General features: G+C 70.6%; 16 protein-coding genes and 1 pseudogene. 7 read left to right on the top strand and 10 right to left on the bottom strand.

Going from position 1 to position 17101, the window contains the following annotated elements; translation table 11 throughout:
- Positions 1-133 precede the first annotated feature (133 nt).
- The gene (locus LQV45_RS06710; RefSeq protein ID WP_230006325.1) at positions 134-1150 is read left to right on the top strand and encodes an isopenicillin N synthase family oxygenase; all 1017 of its coding nucleotides are present in this window, start codon (positions 134-136) and stop codon (positions 1148-1150) included.
- Positions 1151-1332: 182 nt separating this feature from the next.
- On the opposite strand, the gene rpsO is transcribed toward LQV45_RS06710, so the two are convergent.
- Complete coding sequence (rpsO, locus tag LQV45_RS06705) at positions 1333-1602, bottom strand: 30S ribosomal protein S15 (RefSeq protein ID WP_013583433.1); 270 nt, start codon at positions 1600-1602, stop codon at positions 1333-1335.
- A 166-nt stretch (positions 1603-1768) separates the two neighbouring features.
- On the opposite strand from rpsO, the gene LQV45_RS06700 reads away from it, so the two are divergent.
- From LQV45_RS06700 to LQV45_RS06690, 3 genes are all read left to right on the top strand, one after another.
- On the top strand, positions 1769-1990 hold the full coding sequence (locus LQV45_RS06700; protein WP_230006324.1) for a DUF167 domain-containing protein: 222 nt from the start codon (positions 1769-1771) through the stop codon (positions 1988-1990).
- Positions 1987-3288 (top strand): MFS transporter, encoded by a 1302-nt coding sequence (locus LQV45_RS06695; protein WP_230006323.1) that lies wholly within the window; start codon positions 1987-1989, stop codon positions 3286-3288. The genes LQV45_RS06700 and LQV45_RS06695 overlap by 4 nt, the downstream gene beginning before the upstream one ends.
- 95 nt (positions 3289-3383) lie before the next feature.
- Positions 3384-4301 carry a DMT family transporter gene (locus LQV45_RS06690; RefSeq protein WP_230006322.1) on the top strand — a complete coding sequence of 306 codons (918 nt, stop codon included), beginning with the start codon at positions 3384-3386 and terminating at the stop codon, positions 4299-4301.
- Between the two features lie 63 nt (positions 4302-4364).
- Here the strand turns inward: LQV45_RS06690 and LQV45_RS06685 are convergent, their stop codons facing one another.
- From LQV45_RS06685 to LQV45_RS06675, 3 genes are all read right to left on the bottom strand, one after another.
- Complete coding sequence (locus tag LQV45_RS06685; protein ID WP_138176651.1) at positions 4365-4925, bottom strand: YceI family protein; 561 nt, start codon at positions 4923-4925, stop codon at positions 4365-4367.
- 147 nt (positions 4926-5072) lie between these two features.
- The gene (locus LQV45_RS06680) at positions 5073-5438 is read right to left on the bottom strand and encodes an FKBP-type peptidyl-prolyl cis-trans isomerase (RefSeq protein ID WP_138176654.1); all 366 of its coding nucleotides are present in this window, start codon (positions 5436-5438) and stop codon (positions 5073-5075) included.
- A gap of 164 nt (positions 5439-5602) precedes the next feature.
- Entirely contained in the window at positions 5603-6772 is a 1170-nt protein-coding gene (locus tag LQV45_RS06675; RefSeq protein WP_230006321.1) for a PrsW family intramembrane metalloprotease, read from the bottom strand.
- A 102-nt stretch (positions 6773-6874) separates the two neighbouring features.
- On the opposite strand from LQV45_RS06675, the gene LQV45_RS06670 reads away from it, so the two are divergent.
- Complete coding sequence (locus LQV45_RS06670) at positions 6875-7741, top strand: fumarylacetoacetate hydrolase family protein (RefSeq protein ID WP_138176659.1); 867 nt, start codon at positions 6875-6877, stop codon at positions 7739-7741.
- 102 nt (positions 7742-7843) lie between these two features.
- On the opposite strand, the gene LQV45_RS06665 is transcribed toward LQV45_RS06670, so the two are convergent.
- From LQV45_RS06665 to LQV45_RS06650, 4 genes are all read right to left on the bottom strand, one after another.
- On the bottom strand, positions 7844-9307 hold the full coding sequence (locus LQV45_RS06665; protein WP_230006320.1) for an aspartate ammonia-lyase: 1464 nt from the start codon (positions 9305-9307) through the stop codon (positions 7844-7846).
- Positions 9308-9431: 124 nt separating this feature from the next.
- Positions 9432-10331 carry a phosphodiesterase gene (locus LQV45_RS06660; RefSeq protein ID WP_230006319.1) on the bottom strand — a complete coding sequence of 300 codons (900 nt, stop codon included), beginning with the start codon at positions 10329-10331 and terminating at the stop codon, positions 9432-9434.
- A 37-nt stretch (positions 10332-10368) separates the two neighbouring features.
- Positions 10369-10698: a peptidase gene (locus LQV45_RS06655; RefSeq protein ID WP_230006318.1), complete on the bottom strand. Its 330-nt coding sequence runs from the start codon at positions 10696-10698 to the stop codon at positions 10369-10371.
- Positions 10695-11915, bottom strand: coding sequence for an inorganic phosphate transporter (locus tag LQV45_RS06650; protein ID WP_230006317.1), 1221 nt, complete (start codon positions 11913-11915; stop codon positions 10695-10697). The genes LQV45_RS06655 and LQV45_RS06650 overlap by 4 nt, the downstream gene beginning before the upstream one ends.
- A 182-nt stretch (positions 11916-12097) precedes the next feature.
- Between LQV45_RS06650 and LQV45_RS06645 the strand changes: the two genes are divergently transcribed.
- Together LQV45_RS06645 and LQV45_RS06640 are read left to right on the top strand one after the other, a co-directional pair.
- Positions 12098-14212 carry a S9 family peptidase gene (locus tag LQV45_RS06645; protein WP_230006316.1) on the top strand — a complete coding sequence of 705 codons (2115 nt, stop codon included), beginning with the start codon at positions 12098-12100 and terminating at the stop codon, positions 14210-14212.
- Positions 14213-14466: 254 nt separating this feature from the next.
- Positions 14467-15306, top strand: coding sequence for an endonuclease domain-containing protein (locus LQV45_RS06640; protein WP_230006315.1), 840 nt, complete (start codon positions 14467-14469; stop codon positions 15304-15306).
- A gap of 215 nt (positions 15307-15521) precedes the next feature.
- Here the strand turns inward: LQV45_RS06640 and LQV45_RS06635 are convergent, their stop codons facing one another.
- Both LQV45_RS06635 and LQV45_RS06630 read right to left on the bottom strand, forming a co-directional pair.
- Positions 15522-16550 (bottom strand): 6-phosphofructokinase, encoded by a 1029-nt coding sequence (locus tag LQV45_RS06635; protein WP_138177714.1) that lies wholly within the window; start codon positions 16548-16550, stop codon positions 15522-15524.
- Between the two features lie 95 nt (positions 16551-16645).
- A pseudogene (locus LQV45_RS06630) lies at positions 16646-17101 on the bottom strand (hypothetical protein); the annotation flags it as partial.

Here is a 17101-nt window from a genome sequence, read left to right as displayed (position 1 = left end):
GGATCGGGAAAATCCGCCCCCGACCGCGCGCGTCGACCGTCCCACCCGCGGGCACCGCACCGACGGTGGGACCTCCCCGGTAACCGTCGGCAACAATCGCCGCGACGTCCGCGCGGCGATCTAGCCTCGTCGCATGTCCGAGCTGAACCTCCCGATCCTCAACCTCTCGCTCCTCGACCAGGGACCCGAGGCCGCCGCCCGCTTCCGCGACGATCTGCGCACCGCGACACGCGACGTGGGCTTCTTCTACCTCACCGGAACGGGGATCAGCCCCGAAATCGAGGCCCGCCTGCTGCAGGCGGCGAAGGACTTCTTCGCCCTGCCCGAGGCCGAGAAGCTCGCGATCGAGAACGTCACCAGCCCGCACTTCCGCGGCTACACCCGCGTGGGTGGCGAACTCACCCAGGGCCGCGTCGACTGGCGCGAGCAGATCGACATCGGACCCGAGCGCGACGCGATCTCCGATCCCGACGGCCCGGGCTACAACCGTCTCGTCGGCCCCAACCTCTGGCCGGCCGCCCAGCCGGAGCTCCGCGAGGTCGTGACCGAGTGGCACGACCGCCTGACCGAGATCTCCCGCACACTGCTGCGCGCCTGGGCGCTCTCGCTCGGCGCCGAGGAGGAGTACTTCGATCGCCACTTCGGCGACCCGCAGACCCTCATCAAGATCGTGCGGTACCCCGGGAAGGACGACCCCACTCCCCAGCAGGGGGTCGGAGCGCACAAGGACTCGGGCGTCCTCACGCTGCTGTGGGTGGAGCCCGGCAAGGGCGGCCTGCAGGTCCAGCGCGACGGCGAGTGGGTGGACGCTCCCCCGGTCCCGGGGGCCTTCGTCGTCAACATCGGCGAGCTGCTGGAGTACGCGACGCAGGGCTACCTCACGGCGACGAACCACCGCGTGATCTCGCCGCGGTTCCCCGACGAGCGGATCTCGGTCCCGTTCTTCTTCAACCCGGCGCTCGACGCGGTCCTTCCGATCATCGACCTGCCCGCCGAACTGGCGGCCGACGCCCGCGGCGTCTCCCAGGACCCGACGAACCCGATCCACGCGACCTACGGCGAGAACGCGCTGAAGTCGCGCCTCCGCGCCCACCCCGACGTCGCGGAGCGCTGGCACCCCGACCTGCTCGCCGCCCGCGCGGCATCCTGACCACCCCTCCCCGATAAACGCCCTTCCTTTCCGGAAACGCCGCCAGGCGGCGTGTGTCGACAGAAAGGGCGTTTATCGAGGGATGCCGCAGCCTCAGCACCCCGTCCCGGGAATGACGAAGGCCGCCCCACACCGTGGGGCGGCCTTCCAAGAATGTTCTGCGCGATAGAACGCTGGCGCGATTAGCGACGCAGACCGAGACGCTCGATGAGCGAGCGGTAACGGTTGATGTCGACATCCTGCAGGTAACCCAGCAGGCGACGGCGCTGACCGACGAGCAGGAAGAGTCCACGGCGCGAGTGGTGATCGTGCTTGTGGATCTTGAGGTGCTCGGTGAGGTCCTTGATGCGCTGCGTCATCATCGCGACCTGCACCTCGGGGGATCCGGTGTCACCGGGGTGCGTCGCGTACTCTTCGATGATCGCCTTCTTGACGTCTGCTTCGAGTGCCATAGATGGGATCCCCTTCCTTTTCATTGCGCGGCGCCCGACGCCTGATGCGTGGGCTCTCTTTATCCGCGGCCGATCCAACGGCAACCGCATGAGTCTACCAGCATCCGGATGCCGACGCCCACCGCCGCACGCGCCCCTCGCTCGCGGAGTGCCGTAGCCTCGACGCGTGCAGATCACCGTCCGCGTCAAGCCGGGCAGCCGGCGCGGGCCCCTCGTCGAAGACGGCCCCGACGGCCTCGTCGTGCACGTGCGCGAGCGGGCCGTCGACGGAGCCGCGAACACCGGAGTGGTGCGCGCCCTCGCGGAGCACTTCGGCGTCCCGCCGCGCGACGTCGAGATCCTGCGCGGTCACACGTCCCGCGTGAAGCGCGTCGAGGTCGACGCGTGAGCCACCGCGGGGCCCTCATCGACCTCCGGCCCCTCACGACGTCGCCGGCGTTCGCCCGGCTGTGGATCGGCTCGACCCTGTCGGGCATGGGCGGGCAACTGACGATCGTCGCGGTGATGCTGCACGTCTTCGAGCTCACGCAGAGCACGTTCGCCGTGTCGATGATCGCCGTCGCCGGGCTCCTCCCCATGATCGCGGCGGGGCTCTACGGCGGGATGCTCGCCGACGCGTTCGACCGTCGCACGGTCGCCCTCGTCGCGGCGACGGTGACCTTCGTCTCCACGGCCCTGCTCGCCGCGCTCGCCTGGACGGGTCTCGAGACCGTCGGCTGGCTGTTCGTCCTGAGCGTGGTGAACTCCGCCGCGAACTCGATCGTGCTGGCCACGAAGTCGGCGATCACCCCGCGACTGCTGCCGCGCGAGCTGCTTCCGGCCGCGGCGGCTCTGCAGGGCGTCACCGTCGGGATCATGGTCATGGCAGGTCCCGCCCTCGCGGGCGTGCTGGTGGCCGTGGCCGGGTACGCGTGGACCTATTCGCTCGACGTCCTGCTCATGACGTCGCTGTTCCTGGGGTTGTGGTCGCTGCCGCGGCTGCGGCCCGAGGGCGAGATCGTGCGCCCGGGATGGGAGTCCTTCCGCGACGGTGCGCGGTTCCTCCGCAATGCGCCGAACATCCGCCTGCAGTACCTCCTGGACATCACCGCGATGACCTTCGGCCAGCCGGTGGCCCTCTTCCCCGCGATCGGAGCCGTCCTGCTGGGCGGCGGAGCGATCACGACCGGGATCCTGACGGCGGCGGTCGCGGCCGGCGCGTTCCTCTCGAGCCTATTCTCGGGCCCCGTCGGCCGGGTGCGTCGGCAGGGCCTCGGCATCGAACGGGCGATCCAGGTGTACGGGCTCTCGATCGGGGCGTTCGGCCTCGTGCTGCTCGCGGCGACCCTGGGCTGGATGCGCCCCGCGGACACCGGCGAGGGCACCGGCGCCGTCGCGCTGATCGTCCTCGCGGCGATCACGCTGGCCGTCTCGGGCGCCGCCGACAACGTCAGCGCGATCTACCGCTCGACGATGATGCAGGCCGCCGTCCCGGATGCCGTGCGCGGGCGCCTGCAGGGCATCTTCATCGTCGTGGTCGCCGGCGGGCCGCGCGTCGGCGCCCTGTACGCGGGCACCCTCGCAACGCTCACCGTGCTCTGGGTGCCGCCGCTGCTGGGCGGCATCCTGATCCTGGCCCTCGTGGGGCTGCTCGTGCGTCTGACTCCGCGCTTCCGGGAGTACGACGCGCTCCACCCCGTTCCGTGAGCCTCGCCGCGACCGCCCGGCCAACCGTCGGCGGATTCCGGACGTCTCACCCGCCCGGGTCCGCGCGGCGACGACACCGGGCCTAGGGTCGGGACGTGGCATCCGGTCCTTCCCCCTCCCCCGTGTCGATCACGGTCCAGTTCGTCCTCACGGGCATCGTGTGGGGATCGAGCTTCCTCTTCATCGCCGTCGCCCTGATGGGCATGACCCCCGCGCAGGTCGCCGGCGGGCGCCTGCTCTTCGGCGCCCTGGCCCTGGCCGCGGTCGTCGCGATCCGCCGCGAGCGCCTCCCCCGCACCGCGCGGGTATGGGCGCACCTGTGCGTGCTGAGCGTGACGTTCTGCGTCGTGCCGTTCCTGCTCTTCGCGTGGGCGGAGCAGCACGTCTCGTCGGGTCTGGCGAGCATCTTCAACGCCACCACGCCGATCATGACCGCGATCATGGCGTGGGCGGTGTTCCAGGTGGAGCGTCTGCGTCCGGGGCAGCTCATCGGGATCGCGATCGGCATCGTCGGGGTCGTGGTGATCATCGCCCCCGGCGCGATCGCCGACATCGGCGGCAGCACGATCGCCCAGGTCGCCCTCCTCGGGGCGACCGCGTGCTACGGCTTCAGCCTCGCCTACATGCGGCGCTTCCTCGGCGACACGGGCCTGTCGGGGATCGCTTTCGCCTTCGGCTACATCGGGCCCGCCGCGGTGCTCATGCTCGTGCTGTCGCCGGTGATCCTCGCGGAGCCGATGCAGCTGACCGTGCCGATCGTCGCGAGCATCGTCGCCCTCGGCGTCCTCGGCACGGGACTGGCCTACGTGTGGAACCAGAACACGTTGCGCGCGTGGGGCCCGACCCGCGCCTCGACGGTGACGTACATCACGCCCGTCGTCGGCGTCGCGCTCGGCATCCTCGTGCTCGGTGAGCGCCTCACGTGGAACGAGCCGGCCGGTGCGGTGATCGTGTTCCTCGGCATCCTTCTGGTGCAGGAACGGATTCGACTGCGCCGCACCGTCCGCCCCTGAGCGGCCGGTCGACGACGAAGACCCCGGATGCCGTGGCATCCGGGGTCTTCAAGAGTCAGGCGATCAGGCCTGGAGCGCGAACTGCAGGTCGAGCTCGATGGTGACGTCCTTGCCGACGAGCACACCGCCGGTCTCGAGCGCGGCGTTCCAGGTGAGGCCGTACTCCTCGCGGTTGATGACCGTCTTGGCGGTCGCGCCGGCCTTGTAGTTGCCCCACGGGTCGGTGCCGAAGCCGCCGAAGTCGATCGCGAAGGTCGCGGGCTTGCTGACGCCGCGGATGGTGAGCTCGCCGTCGACGAGGAAGTCGCCGTTCTCGACGCGCGTTCCGGTCGAGCGGAAGTCCATCGTCGGGTACGTCTCGATGTCGAAGAACTCGGCGGAGCGGAGGTGCTGGTCGCGGCCCTCGTCCTTGGTGTCGACCGAGGTGACGTCCACGGACGCCTCGACGGTGGCCTCGAGCGGGTTCTCCGGGGCGACGAGGGTGGCGCTCTTCATGCCGAAGGTGCCGCGGACCTTGGAGATCATCATGTGGCGAACGGTGAAGGTCACCTCGCTGTGCGAGGGGTCGAGCACCCAGGTGCCCGCCTTGTAGCCGGGGATCTCGAGCGTGGTCGTGTCGGTCATGTCACTCCTTGAGGTCTGGGGAGCCGGTTCGGCGTCCTGCCGATGCCCAACTCTCATTCATCCGAATGTATTCCACGTTCGCGGAAAATGACGAACCCGAAGAGGCCGCGGCCCCCTCGGGTTCGTGAACAACCGGTGAAACGCCGGTCAGCCGACCTTGATCAGGTCGATGATGAAGATGAGGGTCTTGCCGCCGAGGAAGTGCCCGCCGGCGGGGCCGTACGCCAGGTGCGGCGGGATCACGAGCTCGCGGCGTCCGCCGACCTTCATGCCCGGGATGCCGTCCTGCCAGCCCTGGATGAGGCCGCGCAGGGGGAACTGGATGCTCTCGCCGCGTCCCCACGACGAGTCGAACTCCTCGCCCGACTCGTACTCGACACCGGCGTAGTGCACGGTGACGGTGTCGCCGGGCTTGGCCTCGTCGCCGTCGCCGACGATGATGTCGCGGATGACGAGGTCGGAGGGGGCGGGGCCGCTGGGAGCGTCAAACTCCGGCTTGGTGCGATCAGTCATGCCTCCATCCAAGCACGACCGCGGCGCGGATGACGGCCCCCGGACAAAGACTCAGCGCCCGGTGCCGCGGCGATGCCTGCGTGTCTCCCGAGCGCTGAGTTGGTCTATAACGATGGTGCTCCGCCTCCGCGACGCTGTCAAGACCCCCTCCGGGCGTTCCCGATTCAGGGCGCCAGGAGCGCTGCGCGGGCCGCGGTCGTCTGCTGCAACAGCGCGCGCTCCTGCGTCGCCGCGGTCGCATCACGCCCCGACAACGCGCGCTGGCGCGCCGCGGCGAGCGCGGTGGCATCCCGGATGAACGTCCGCATCTGGGCCGAGCGGTCGCCGGGCAGCGACCGCGCCCACGCCACCGCCGATCGACGCCCGGGGCCGGTGGCGAGCATGTCGACCTCGTGAGCGGTGAACCAGCCGGCGGCGGCGTACTCCCCCAGCCGTGCGCGCGTGAGCCGCGCCTCCTCCCGGCGGAGGGCGAGGATGCCGAGGATGAACAGCACGAACAGCGGCACCTGGAGAGTGGCGTACAGCTCGAAGAAGTTGAAGAACGTCGCGGAGCCGTTCCACAGCGCGTGCAGCACGATCGCTCCGACGAGGCCCGGCACGGCGTAGCGCAGGGCCGGACCCGTCCGCAGCGCGCGACGGGCGGCGAGGCCCAACGCGAAGCCGGTGAGGCTCGTGAACATCACGTGCGCGAACGGCGAGAGCACCGCCCGCAGGAAGAACACACCGCCCACCTGCACCGCCCCGCCCTCGATGAAGCTCACCGCGAAGTACTGCACGTTCTCGGTGAAGGCGAAGCCCGCGCCGATGAGCGCCCCGTAGACGATTCCGTCCACGGGGCCATCGAACGAGCGACGAGCGCCCGCGTAGAGCAGCAGCAGGCCGAGCCCCTTGGCGACCTCCTCGACGATCGGCGCCTGGACCACGGACCCGAAGGTGTCGCCGAGGCCGCCGACGAGGAACGCGAGCACCGCGTCGACCCCGAGGGCGATGGCCACCGACGCGATCGCTCCCCACGCGACGGCGAAGACGAGCAGCCGGCGGGGCTCCGGCTCCCATCGATCGATCAGACGGACCGCGAACCACACGATCACGAACGGCACGACCGCCAGCAGGACGCCGACGAGCGACGCCGCCGCCCCGAGGAAACGCACGAAGTACAGCACGAGGAGAGCCAGCACCGGCACGAGCAACGCGGCGGCGACCCACAGGATCACTCCGCTGCGGCGGGCCCGCGCGGGGAGCGCAGCGGCCACCGGCGCACTCGAACGGGGGGCATCGGTGATCGGCGCGGGCTCGCCCGGGCCCGGCTGCCACAAGGGCGACGGGTAGCTCATGCGCACAGCCTAGGGGCGCTCTCGCGAGGGGCCGCGTTGCGTGCGTTGCGCACCGCATCGGCGCCGGGCACCTCGCGTCGGGCGGCCCGGTAGCGTGGGGGCATGCGTTTCGCCCACGTCCGATCCCCGGAGGCGGCGGATGCCCCTCGCCTCGTCAGCGTCCACGGCGAGGAGTATGCGTTCGTCGATGAGCTCTTCCCGGGTGCCCCCGCGACCCTCGAGCAGCTCATCGCCGGCGGCGAGGCGCTCCTGGACCGCGTGCGCGGGGCCGCGGACACCGCGCCGCGGCATCCTCTCGAGGGCGTCCGGTTCGCCTCGGCGGTGCTTGCTCCCCCCACGATCCTCGCGGTCGGGCTGAACTACGCGGCGCACTCGGGCGAGCTGGGCTTGAAGACGGATGCCGGTCCCACGGTGTTCGTGCTGTGGCCGAACTCCCTCACCGCGCACCACGAGACCACCTCGTGGCCCCGCTCCCTCAGCGAAGCGGTCGACTACGAGGCCGAGCTCGGCGTCATCATCGGACGCCCGGGTCGCGACATCGCCGAGTCCGACGCCCTCGACCACGTGTGGGGCTACACGGTGGTCAACGACATCACCGCGCGCAACATCCAGTTCTCGGAAGCGCAGTGGTCGCGCTGCAAGTCGTTCGACGGCTTCACCCCGACGGGGCCTTTCGTCGTCACCGCCGACGAGATCCCCGACCCGCAGGATCTGCACATCTGGACGGTCGTCGACGGGCATACGGTGCAGGATGCCACGACGGGACAGATGGTGCGGTCGGTGGCGACGCTCGTGCACAAGCTGTCCGAATCCGCGACGCTGCTGCCCGGAACCCTGATCTCCACGGGGAGCCCCGGCGGCGCCGGATACTCGCGCGACCCGCAGATCTTCCTGCGCGACCGCTCGACCGTGACCGTCGGCATCGACGGCATCGGCGAGCTCACGACCCACTGCCGCATCCTGGACTGACGCGCCGCGGGCTCGCCTGAGCGCCGAGACTGCACCCGACTGACAATTCCCCCGCAGGTCGCGGGGGTTTCGTCAGGCCGGTGCAGTCTCGCGGATCGAGGCTTACTCCTCGACGACGCTGTCCGCCGCGCGGATCACCGGGATCGCCTCGGTGATGGCCTGCAGACCCGACAGCCGCGCGGGCGAGATCTGCTTCATGACCTCGTCGCGGGACATGAGCCCGGCCTCGACGACGAGATCGGCGACGTTGCGGTGGGTCAGCAGGGCGGTCTTGGCCAGAGCCGCGGCGGCGGCGTACCCGATGAACGGCGTCAGGGCCGTCACGACGCCCACGGACGAACCGACCATCGCGCCCAGGCGCTCACGGTTGGCCGTGATGCCGTCGACGCAGTTGACCCGCAGCGTCCACATCGCCTGACGCATCCAGGTGATCGACTGGAAGATCGAGTGCGCGATCACGGGCTCGAACGCGTTGAGCTGCAGCTGGCCGCCCTCGACGGCCATCGTGACGCTCATGTCGGCGCCGACGACCGAGAACGCGACCTGATTCACCACTTCGGGGATCACCGGGTTGACCTTGCCGGGCATGATGCTCGAGCCCGCTTGGCGCGCCGGCAGATTGATCTCGCCAAGGCCCGCCTGCGGGCCACTGGACAGCAGCCGGAGGTCGTTGCAGATCTTCGACAGCTTGATCGCGTTGCGCTTGAGCGACGACGAGAACGACATGAACGCGCCGGTGTCGCTCGTGGACTCCACCAGGTCGGTGGCCGTCTCGAGGTCGAGACCGGTGATCTCACGGAGGTGCCGCAGCACCGACGGGCCGTACTCGGGATGCGCGGTGATCCCGGTGCCGATGGCGGTAGCCCCCATGTTGATCTCGAACATGAGGTAGGCGTTCTCGGTGAGGCGGTTGTAGTCCTCGCCGAGCGTCGTCGCGAAGCCGTGGAACTCCTGGCCGAGCGTCATGGGCACGGCATCCTGCAGCTGAGTGCGCCCCACCTTCAGAACGTCGTGGAACTCCTCGGCCTTGGCCAGGAACGACTGCCGCAACAGTCCGAGCTCCTCGAGCAGGCTCTGCAGCGTGAGGGACAGGCCGATCTTGACGGCGGTCGGGTAGACGTCGTTGGTCGACTGACTGCGGTTGGTGTCGTCGATCGGTGAAAGGAAGGCGTAGTCGCCCTTCTCCCGGCCCGCCATCTCGAGGGCGATGTTGGTAATGACCTCGTTCGCGTTCATGTTGGTCGACGTGCCGGCGCCGCCCTGGATCACGCCGACGGTGAACTCTTCGTGGAACTCCCCGTCGATCACCCGCTGGGCGGCACGGTCGATCAGCTCGGCCTTGGCCGGGTCGAGCACGCCGATCTGCCGGTTCGCGCGTGCGGAGGCCTGCTTGACCATCGCGAGGGCTCGCACGAGATCGGGGTAGACCGAGATCGGTCGCTTGGCGATCGGGAAGTTCTCCAGCGCCCGCGCGGTGTGGATGCCCCAATAGGCATCGGCGGGGATCTCGAGCGAGCCGAGTGAATCGGTCTCGATGCGGGTGCGCGTCATTGCGTCCAAAGCCATGGGGGATGTCCTCGTGGGTCGTCACGGCGGTCAGGGATGCCACGAGCCTAACGACCGCGTCCGGAGTCGTCGTTGGCCACCACGGCAGGTCGCGGGACTCACGCACTCCCCCGCGTACAGCGGCTCACCGCTTGCGCGAGAAGGCCTCGAGACGCTCCTCGGGCGACAGCGCGGCCATGCGCGCGACCCACTCGGGCGTGAAATACCCCGCCGGCTCGGCGTCGACCACCGGCACCACGGCGTGCGTGATCGTGTCGTCCCAGACGTGCACGAGGTGGAACGAGCGGCCGGCATCCATGCCGTTGACCTCGTCGGCGGGGCGCGCGAGATCCATCGTGTAGCAGGAGGCGGCGGCGACGCTCACCGGGACCCCGGCGAACGTCCCCGAGGTGGAGTAATGCAGATGCCCGGCCAGGATCGCCCGGACGTCGCTGCCCGCGATCGCGGCGGCCAGACCGGGCTGATCGCGCAGCTCGAGGATGTCGAAGAACGGGATGTGCGTGGGAAGCGGCGGGTGGTGCAGCGCGAGGATCGTGCCCAGCGGCGCCGGTTCGGCCAGCTCGGCGCGCAGCCACTCGAGCTGACGGGCATCGAGGTCGCCGTGGTGCCAGCCGGGCACCGTGGAGTCCAGGGCGATCAGCCGCAGCCCACCGAGGTCCCACACCCCGGTCACCGGCTCCTCGGTCGGCTCGCCGTCGAGCAGCTCGGCGTGCAGCGCCGGCCGCTCGTCGTGGTTGCCCGCGACCCACACCACGGGTGCGCCCAGGCGCTCCGCCCACGGCTCGACGGCGGCGCGGAGCGCGCGGTACGCCTCGGGCTCGCCGAGGTCGGTCAGGTCGCCGGTGAACACCACGGCATCCGGGCGCACCCCCGTCGCCTCGGCCGCCTCGAGCGTGCGGCGCAACTGCGCGGCGGCGTCGTACCGGCCGCCGAGCAGTCGATCGCCCGCGAGCAGATGAGTGTCGCTGAGGTGGAGGATCACGCGCCGTGCGGGCGCGTGCTGACCGAACTGCACCGATGCCATGCCCCCAGCCTAAGAGGGGGTGCCGACACGGAGGACGTCAGTGGCGGAGCAGGATCAGCAGGAGCGCGCCGAGCACCGCCGCCGCACACACGGCGAAGCACACGTACGCCCCGACGAGTGCGAGCCTCTTCTGCCCCACGCTGAGCGGGTTGCGCGCGGCCGCCTTCGCGACGGCCTTCGCGGCGCGGCGCTTCTGCTTGTCGGAGATCACGGTGATGGCATCCGTGAACTCCGCCGGCGCGACGAGCGGCGGCCGTCCGCCGCGCACGAGCAGCCGCAGACCCAGCGCGTAGAACGTCACGACGATCGCGGCGCCGAGCAGGGCCGCGAGGAACACGTGGAGGAACGCCTCCCAGTCGATGGTCACGAGCGGTCCTTCCCTGCGGCGGTGCGCTCGAGGCGGCGCTGGCGGCGGGTCGGACCGGGCGTGCGTGGAACCTTCACCGCCGCGCCGGAATCGGCGACCTCGCTCATCGCGTTTGCGGAGGTGACGGCGTCCTGCCGCGACCGCAGGAACAGGCCCAGGATGATCGCGAGGGCGATGACGGCGTCCACGGCGACGCCCCATCCGCCGAGCCACACCACGACGAGGGCCGCTGCAGCCCCCACGGCGCCGGCGGCGGGGAGCGTGAGCACCCAGCCGATCATGATGCGGCCGACGGTGTTCCAGCGCACGGTCGACCCGCGACGGCCGAGCCCCGACCCGATGACCGAGCCCGAGGCCACCTGCGTCGTCGAGAGGGCGAAGCCCAGAGCGCTGGATGCCAGGATCGTCGCGGCCGTGGAGGTCTCGGCCGAGAACCCCTGCGCGGGCTTGACGTCGGTGAGGCCCTTGCCGAGCGTGCGGATGATGCGCCAGCCGCCCATGTACGTGCCGAGGGCGATCGTGATCGCGCACGCGAAGATGACCCACAGCTGCGGGTCCGGCTCGGAGGTGGACTGCCAGCCGACGGTGATGAGGGCGAGCGTGATGACGCCCATGGTCTTCTGTGCGTCGTTCGTGCCGTGGGCGAGCGCGACCAGGGACGACGTGAAGATCTGCCCCCAGCGGAAACCGTCGCGACCGTCGGCCTTCATGTCGTACCGCCGCGTGATGCCGTACGCGATCTTGGTCACCGCGAAGGCGATGACGCCGGCGGTCAGCGGGGCGATCAGGGCGGGGAGAATCACCTTGCTCAGCACGACCCCCGTGTCGATCGCCGAGGCGCCGACGCCCACGAGCGTGGCGCCGATGAGACCGCCGAAGAGCGCGTGCGACGAGCTGGAGGGGAGCCCCAGCAGCCACGTGAGCATGTTCCACGTGATCGCGCCGATCAGGCCCGCGAAGATGATCGGCGGGAAGATGTCGGGGCTCAACTGGTCCTCGCGGATCATGCCGCCCGAGATCGTCTTGGCGACCTCCGTCGACAGGAACGCTCCGACCAGGTTGAGCGAGGCCGCCAGGAGCACCGCGACCTTGGGCTTCAGGGCGCCCGTCGCGATGGGCGTCGCCATCGCGTTCGCGGTGTCGTGGAAGCCGTTGGTGAAATCGAAGAACAGTGCCAGGCCGATGACCAGCACGATGACGAGGGCTGCGCTCTCCACCGATCGCTTTCCGTGAGGGGGAAGGAGGGATGCCGACGGGATCGGCGCGGAGAACGAAGAGTTCACCTGACGTTCGGCCCACGTTCACCGGGCCGACGACATCATTTCACCGGCGTTCCCCTCGGTCAAACGGAGGACCGCCGTGCAGGCGGCGCACGGCGGGACCGGACTAGCGTGGAGAGGTGACCGACACCGACGACCGCCCCGTCCCTCCCGTCGCCGCCCGCCGCTCCACGGCGCGCACGCACCACGGCGACACCTTCGACGATCCGTACGAGTGGTTCCGCGCGAAGGACGACGCCAAAGTCGTCGCCCACCTCGAGGCCGAGAACGCCTACACCGACGCGCGCACCGGGCACCTGGCATCCCTCCGCGACGAGATCTTCGGCGAGATCAAGGGCCGCACGCTCGAGACGGATCTCTCGGTTCCCGCGCGGCGCGGCGAGTGGTGGTACTACGGCCGCACGGTGGCGGGCGCGCAGTACGGCATCCAGTGCCGGGCGCCGCTGGCCTCGCCCGACGACTGGACTCCTCCCGTCCTCTCCCCCGACCAGCCGGTGCCCGGCGAGCAGGTGCTCTTCGACGGCAACGTCGAGGCCGAGGGCACCGACTTCTTCTCACTCGGCAGCTTCGAGGTCTCGAACGACGGCACGCGCATGCTCTACGGCATCGACGTCGCCGGCGACGAGCGCTACACGGTGCGCGTCCGCGACCTCGTGACCGGCGAGACGCTCGCGGACGAGATCCCCGGCACGTTCTCGGGCGCGACGTTCTCGCCCGACGGACGCTTCATCGTGTACACCACCGTCGACGACGCGTGGCGCCCCGACACCGTGTGGCTGCACGAGATCGGCACGCCCGTGGATGCCGACGAGAAGCTGTTCCACGAGCCCGACGAGCGCTATTGGGTCGGCGCCGACTTCACGCGCAGCGATCGGTATCTCGTGATCGGCGTGGGCTCCTCGATCACGTCCGAGGAGCGCCTAGTCGACGCCGACGACCTGCGCGGCGACGCGCGCGTCGTGTGGCCGCGCCGCGAGGGCGTGGAGTACTCCCTCGATCACGCGGTGGTCGACGGCGAGGACGTGCTGTACATCCTCCACAACGACGACGCTCTCGACTTCGAGCTCGTCCGGGTCTCGGCATCCGACCCCGAAGGGCCCCGCGAGACGGTGATCCCGCACCGCTCCGGCGAGCGGCTGCTCGGCGTCGACACCTTCCGCGATTGGGGAGTCGTGGCCTACCGGCGCGACGGCCTCCCGCGCCTGGGCATGCTGTCGTACACCGACGGCGCCGTGACCGAGATCGCCTTCGACGAGCCGCTGTACAGCGTCGGCACCGGCGGCAACCCCGAGTGGGCGCCGCCCGTGCTGCGCGTCGGCTACGGGTCGTTCGTGACACCGGGCACCGTCTACGACTACGTCGTCGACACGGGCGAGCTGCTGCTGCGCAAGCGCCAGCCGGTGCTCGGCGGATTCGACCCCGACGACTACGGCCAGGCCCGCGCGTGGGCGACCGCCGACGACGGCACCCGCGTGCCGATCTCGCTCGTGTGGAAGCGCTCGTTCGGCGAACCCGGGGCCTCGGCCCGGCCCGTGCACCTGTACGGCTACGGCTCGTACGAGCACTCCATCGAGCCCGGCTTCTCGGTGCCGCGCCTGTCGCTGTTGGACCGCGGCGTCCTCTTCGCGGTGGCGCACGTGCGCGGCGGCGGCGAGATGGGCCGGCAGTGGTACGAGGACGGCAAGCTGCGGTCCAAGCGCAACACCTTCACCGACTTCGTCGCGGTGGCCCGTCACCTCGTGGCATCCGGATACACCACGCCCGAGCGGCTCGTCGCCGAGGGTGGCAGCGCCGGAGGCCTGCTCATGGGCGCCGTGGCCAACCTCGCCCCCGAGCTGTTCGCCGGGATCCTCGCCGACGTCCCGTTCGTGGACGCCCTCACGACGATCCTCGACCCTTCGCTGCCCCTCACGGTCATCGAGTGGGACGAGTGGGGTGACCCGCTGCACGACGCCGACGTGTACGCGTACATGAAGTCGTACTCGCCGTACGAGAACGTGCGCGAGGGCGTCGCCTACCCCCGCATCCTCGCCGTGACCTCGCTCAACGACACGCGCGTGCTGTACGTCGAGCCGGCGAAGTGGGTGCAACGCTTGCGCGAGGTCGGCGCCGACGCACTGCTGAAGTGCGAGATGGTCGCCGGCCACGGCGGCGTCAGCGGCCGCTACAACGCCTGGCGCGAGCGCGCGTTCGAGCTCGCGTGGCTCCTGGACGTGCTGGGGCTCGCGGAGTAAGCGGGGTCGGTGCGGCTGCGCGGGTCCGGGTGCGGGCCTGCGGGGCCGCGCTGTTACCGGAACAGGCTGAGCGCCGAGAACAGGCCCATTCGCGCAGAATGGGCCTGTTCTCGTGGCATCCCCTGTTCTCGTGACGACCAGGTGGATGCCGGCACCCCGGCGACCCGTCCTCCACAGGCGCAGAGGTGTCCGACTTCTCCACATTCGGGCCGATCCGGCGGGAGAGCTGCAGCCCGACGAGTAACGCTGGTGCGATGACTCCCGGGCTGCTCGAGTGGCTGTCGCGACGCGGCGGCGTCGCCCACACCTCTGTCGCCCGTGCCGCTGGGCACGGGGCGCGCACGATCGCCGCGGCCGTCGACGCGGGCGAGGTCGACCGCGTCCGACGCTCGTGGATTCTCACACCGGAATGTCCGGCGGGGCGGCGTTCCGCGGCATCCGTCAGTGGGCGCCTCACGTGCGTGAGCGCGGCCCGAGATCGCGGGCTGTGGACGCCCGACTCTGATCGAGCCCATGTGTGGGTGCCGTCCACGGCGTCGCGCCTCGACCGCACAGGACTGCACCTGCATCGGGCTACTCCCCCGGTGCCGGTGTCCCGCACCGATCCCGATGAACCGGTGATCAACGTGCTGTTCCACGTCGCACGGTGCCTGCCCCGCGCCGACGCGCTGGCGGTGTGGGAGTCGGCGCTGCGGACGGGCGCGGTGGATGCCGGCACCCTGGCGTCGGTGCGATGGGCCTCGACGCGAGCGAACGAGCTCGCCGCGGTGGCCGGGCACCTGTCGGACTCCGGGCTCGAGACGCACTTCCGGGACTTGCTGGCCGGGATCGGGGTGCGGATCCGCCAGCAGGTCTGGATCGACGGCCACCCCGTCGACGCGCTCATCGGCGAGTGCCTCGTCGTGCAGCTCGACGGCTTCGCGTTCCACCGCGCCGCGGCCGATCGGCGGCGCGATCTCCGGCAGGACGCGCGGTTGATCCTGCGCGGCTACACCGTGCTGCGGTTCGACTACGCGCAGGTGCTGTTCGACCCCGCGTTCGTGGTGGACACCATCCGCACCGCGATGGCCCAGGGCCGCCACCTCCCGCGCTGAGGAGCCGACGTCGTGCCCGGCGGCGCGAGGCCGGGTCGTGTGCGGTCCGCTTCACGTGCGGCCCCGTACCCGATACAGGCGATGCACCCGAAACAGGCCGATCTCGGCGTGATCGCCCTGTCCCCGTCGCACAGCCTGTTCCGGAAGCGCGCCCGCGCCCCGCGCAACACAGCGCCCCGCCCCGCGGCGGCGGGACGGGGCGCGAGAGCCGGGGCTCAGCCGAACAGGGCGGCGGCCTCTTCGTAGCGGTAGAGGGGCACGGAGTTCAGCTCGCCGAGGGCGTCGGCGAAGGGAACGCGCACGATGTCGGTGCCGCTCATCGCCACCATCTGGCCCCACGCACCGTCGTTCAGCGCGTCGGCGGCGTGCAGCCCCAGACGAGTCGCGAGCACGCGGTCGAAGGCCGACGGCGAACCGCCGCGCTGGATGTGACCGAGCACCGTGGCCCGCGTCTCAATGCCGGTCAGGCGCTCGATCTCGGGAGCCAGCAGCTCGCCGATGCCGCCGAGGCGGGGGCGGTTGAAGGCATCCAGCCCCTTGTCGCTGAAGGCCTCGTCCATGCCCTTGAGCTTGAAGCCCTCGGACACGACGACCAGGGGCGCGCGGCCGCGGTCGTGGGCGCGCGTGACCTGCTCGACGATCTCGTCGATCGACATCGGCACCTCGGGGATGCAGATGACGTGCGCACCGGCGGCGATGCCGGCGTGCAGCGCGATCCACCCGACGTGGCGGCCCATGACTTCGGCGACCATGCAGCGCTGGTGGGAGTCGCCGGTGGTGCGCAGGCGGTCCATGGCATCCGTGGCGATGTTCACGGCGGTGTCGAAGCCGAAGGAGTAGTCGGTGGCGCGCAGGTCGTTGTCGATCGTCTTGGGCACGCCCAGGACGTTGATGCCGTCCTTGGACAGGCGGTCGGCCGCGGCGAGCGTACCCTCGCCGCCGATGGCCAGGATGCCGTCGATGCGGTGCCCGTACAGCGTCTTCGAGATGTTCTCGGCACCACCGCGGACCCCCTCATAGGGGTTGGTGCGGCTGGTGCCGAGGATCGTGCCGCCGACCTTGGACAGCCCCTTCACCTCGTGACGGGTCAACGGGAAGAAGTCGCCGTCGACGACTCCGCGCCATCCGTCGCGGATGCCGACGAACTCGATGTCGTAGTTGGTCGTGCCCTTGAGCACGACGCCACGGATGACGGCGTTCAGCCCGGGGCAGTCTCCGCCGCTGGTCAGGATGCCGATCTTCATGCTGTGAACCTCGCTATTGGGGATGATCGAGTCGGCGACGCTGCCACCACCGAGACTATCGCCCCACCCCCGGGAAGCGGGAACCCGAGGACGACTCACGCACGACGCCAGGCGCCCGGGCCGGCAGAGTCCTCACGCGTCCATTCCTCCGCCTCCCCGCGGGGTGTCACCTCGCCGAACCAGAACGTCTCGTCCGGGCCCCACCCCGCCAGGACGCTCGCCCCGAGGCCGCCGAGCTCGACCACGCGGCCGGCCGTGGCCAGATACCCCGCGATGGTGAGGTGGACGCCCACGGCCTCTTTCGCGAGCGCCGACCAGTCGGGCTGCACCCAGACCCCCTCGCGACCCGTGGTCCAACGCCACACGTTGCGCCGGGAGGCGGTGACGACGAGTGGATGCCGATGGCACAGCGACGCCCACGCGTCGGGGCCGTCGATCTCGATGACCTCCCCGTCGGGGACGGTCACGGTTCGCGTCCTCGCCGACGTCCACCCCAGGGGGTCCTCCACGAGAGACATCCCGACCGGGCCTTCGGCTCCCCGCGATGGTGT

It is taken from the genome of Microbacterium sp. Bi128 (genome assembly GCF_918698205.1).
The sequence above is the reverse complement of the archived record's forward strand: the minus strand, read 5'-3'. Positions and strand labels throughout refer to the sequence as shown.

Bases quoted from the DNA above. Each gene is read 5' to 3' on its own strand.
- LQV45_RS06710 (WP_230006325.1), top strand. From the start codon at position 134: ATGTCCGAGCTGAACCTCCCGATCCTCAACCTCTCGCTCCTCGACCAG.
- rpsO (WP_013583433.1), bottom strand. From the start codon at position 1,602: ATGGCACTCGAAGCAGACGTCAAGAAGGCGATCATCGAAGAGTACGCG.
- LQV45_RS06685 (WP_138176651.1), bottom strand. From the start codon at position 4,925: ATGACCGACACGACCACGCTCGAGATCCCCGGCTACAAGGCGGGCACC.
- LQV45_RS06680 (WP_138176654.1), bottom strand. From the start codon at position 5,438: ATGACTGATCGCACCAAGCCGGAGTTTGACGCTCCCAGCGGCCCCGCC.
- LQV45_RS06675 (WP_230006321.1), bottom strand. From the start codon at position 6,772: ATGAGCTACCCGTCGCCCTTGTGGCAGCCGGGCCCGGGCGAGCCCGCG.
- LQV45_RS06670 (WP_138176659.1), top strand. From the start codon at position 6,875: ATGCGTTTCGCCCACGTCCGATCCCCGGAGGCGGCGGATGCCCCTCGC.
- LQV45_RS06665 (WP_230006320.1), bottom strand. From the start codon at position 9,307: ATGGCTTTGGACGCAATGACGCGCACCCGCATCGAGACCGATTCACTC.
- LQV45_RS06660 (WP_230006319.1), bottom strand. From the start codon at position 10,331: ATGGCATCGGTGCAGTTCGGTCAGCACGCGCCCGCACGGCGCGTGATC.
- LQV45_RS06640 (WP_230006315.1), top strand. From the start codon at position 14,467: ATGACTCCCGGGCTGCTCGAGTGGCTGTCGCGACGCGGCGGCGTCGCC.
- LQV45_RS06635 (WP_138177714.1), bottom strand. From the start codon at position 16,550: ATGAAGATCGGCATCCTGACCAGCGGCGGAGACTGCCCCGGGCTGAAC.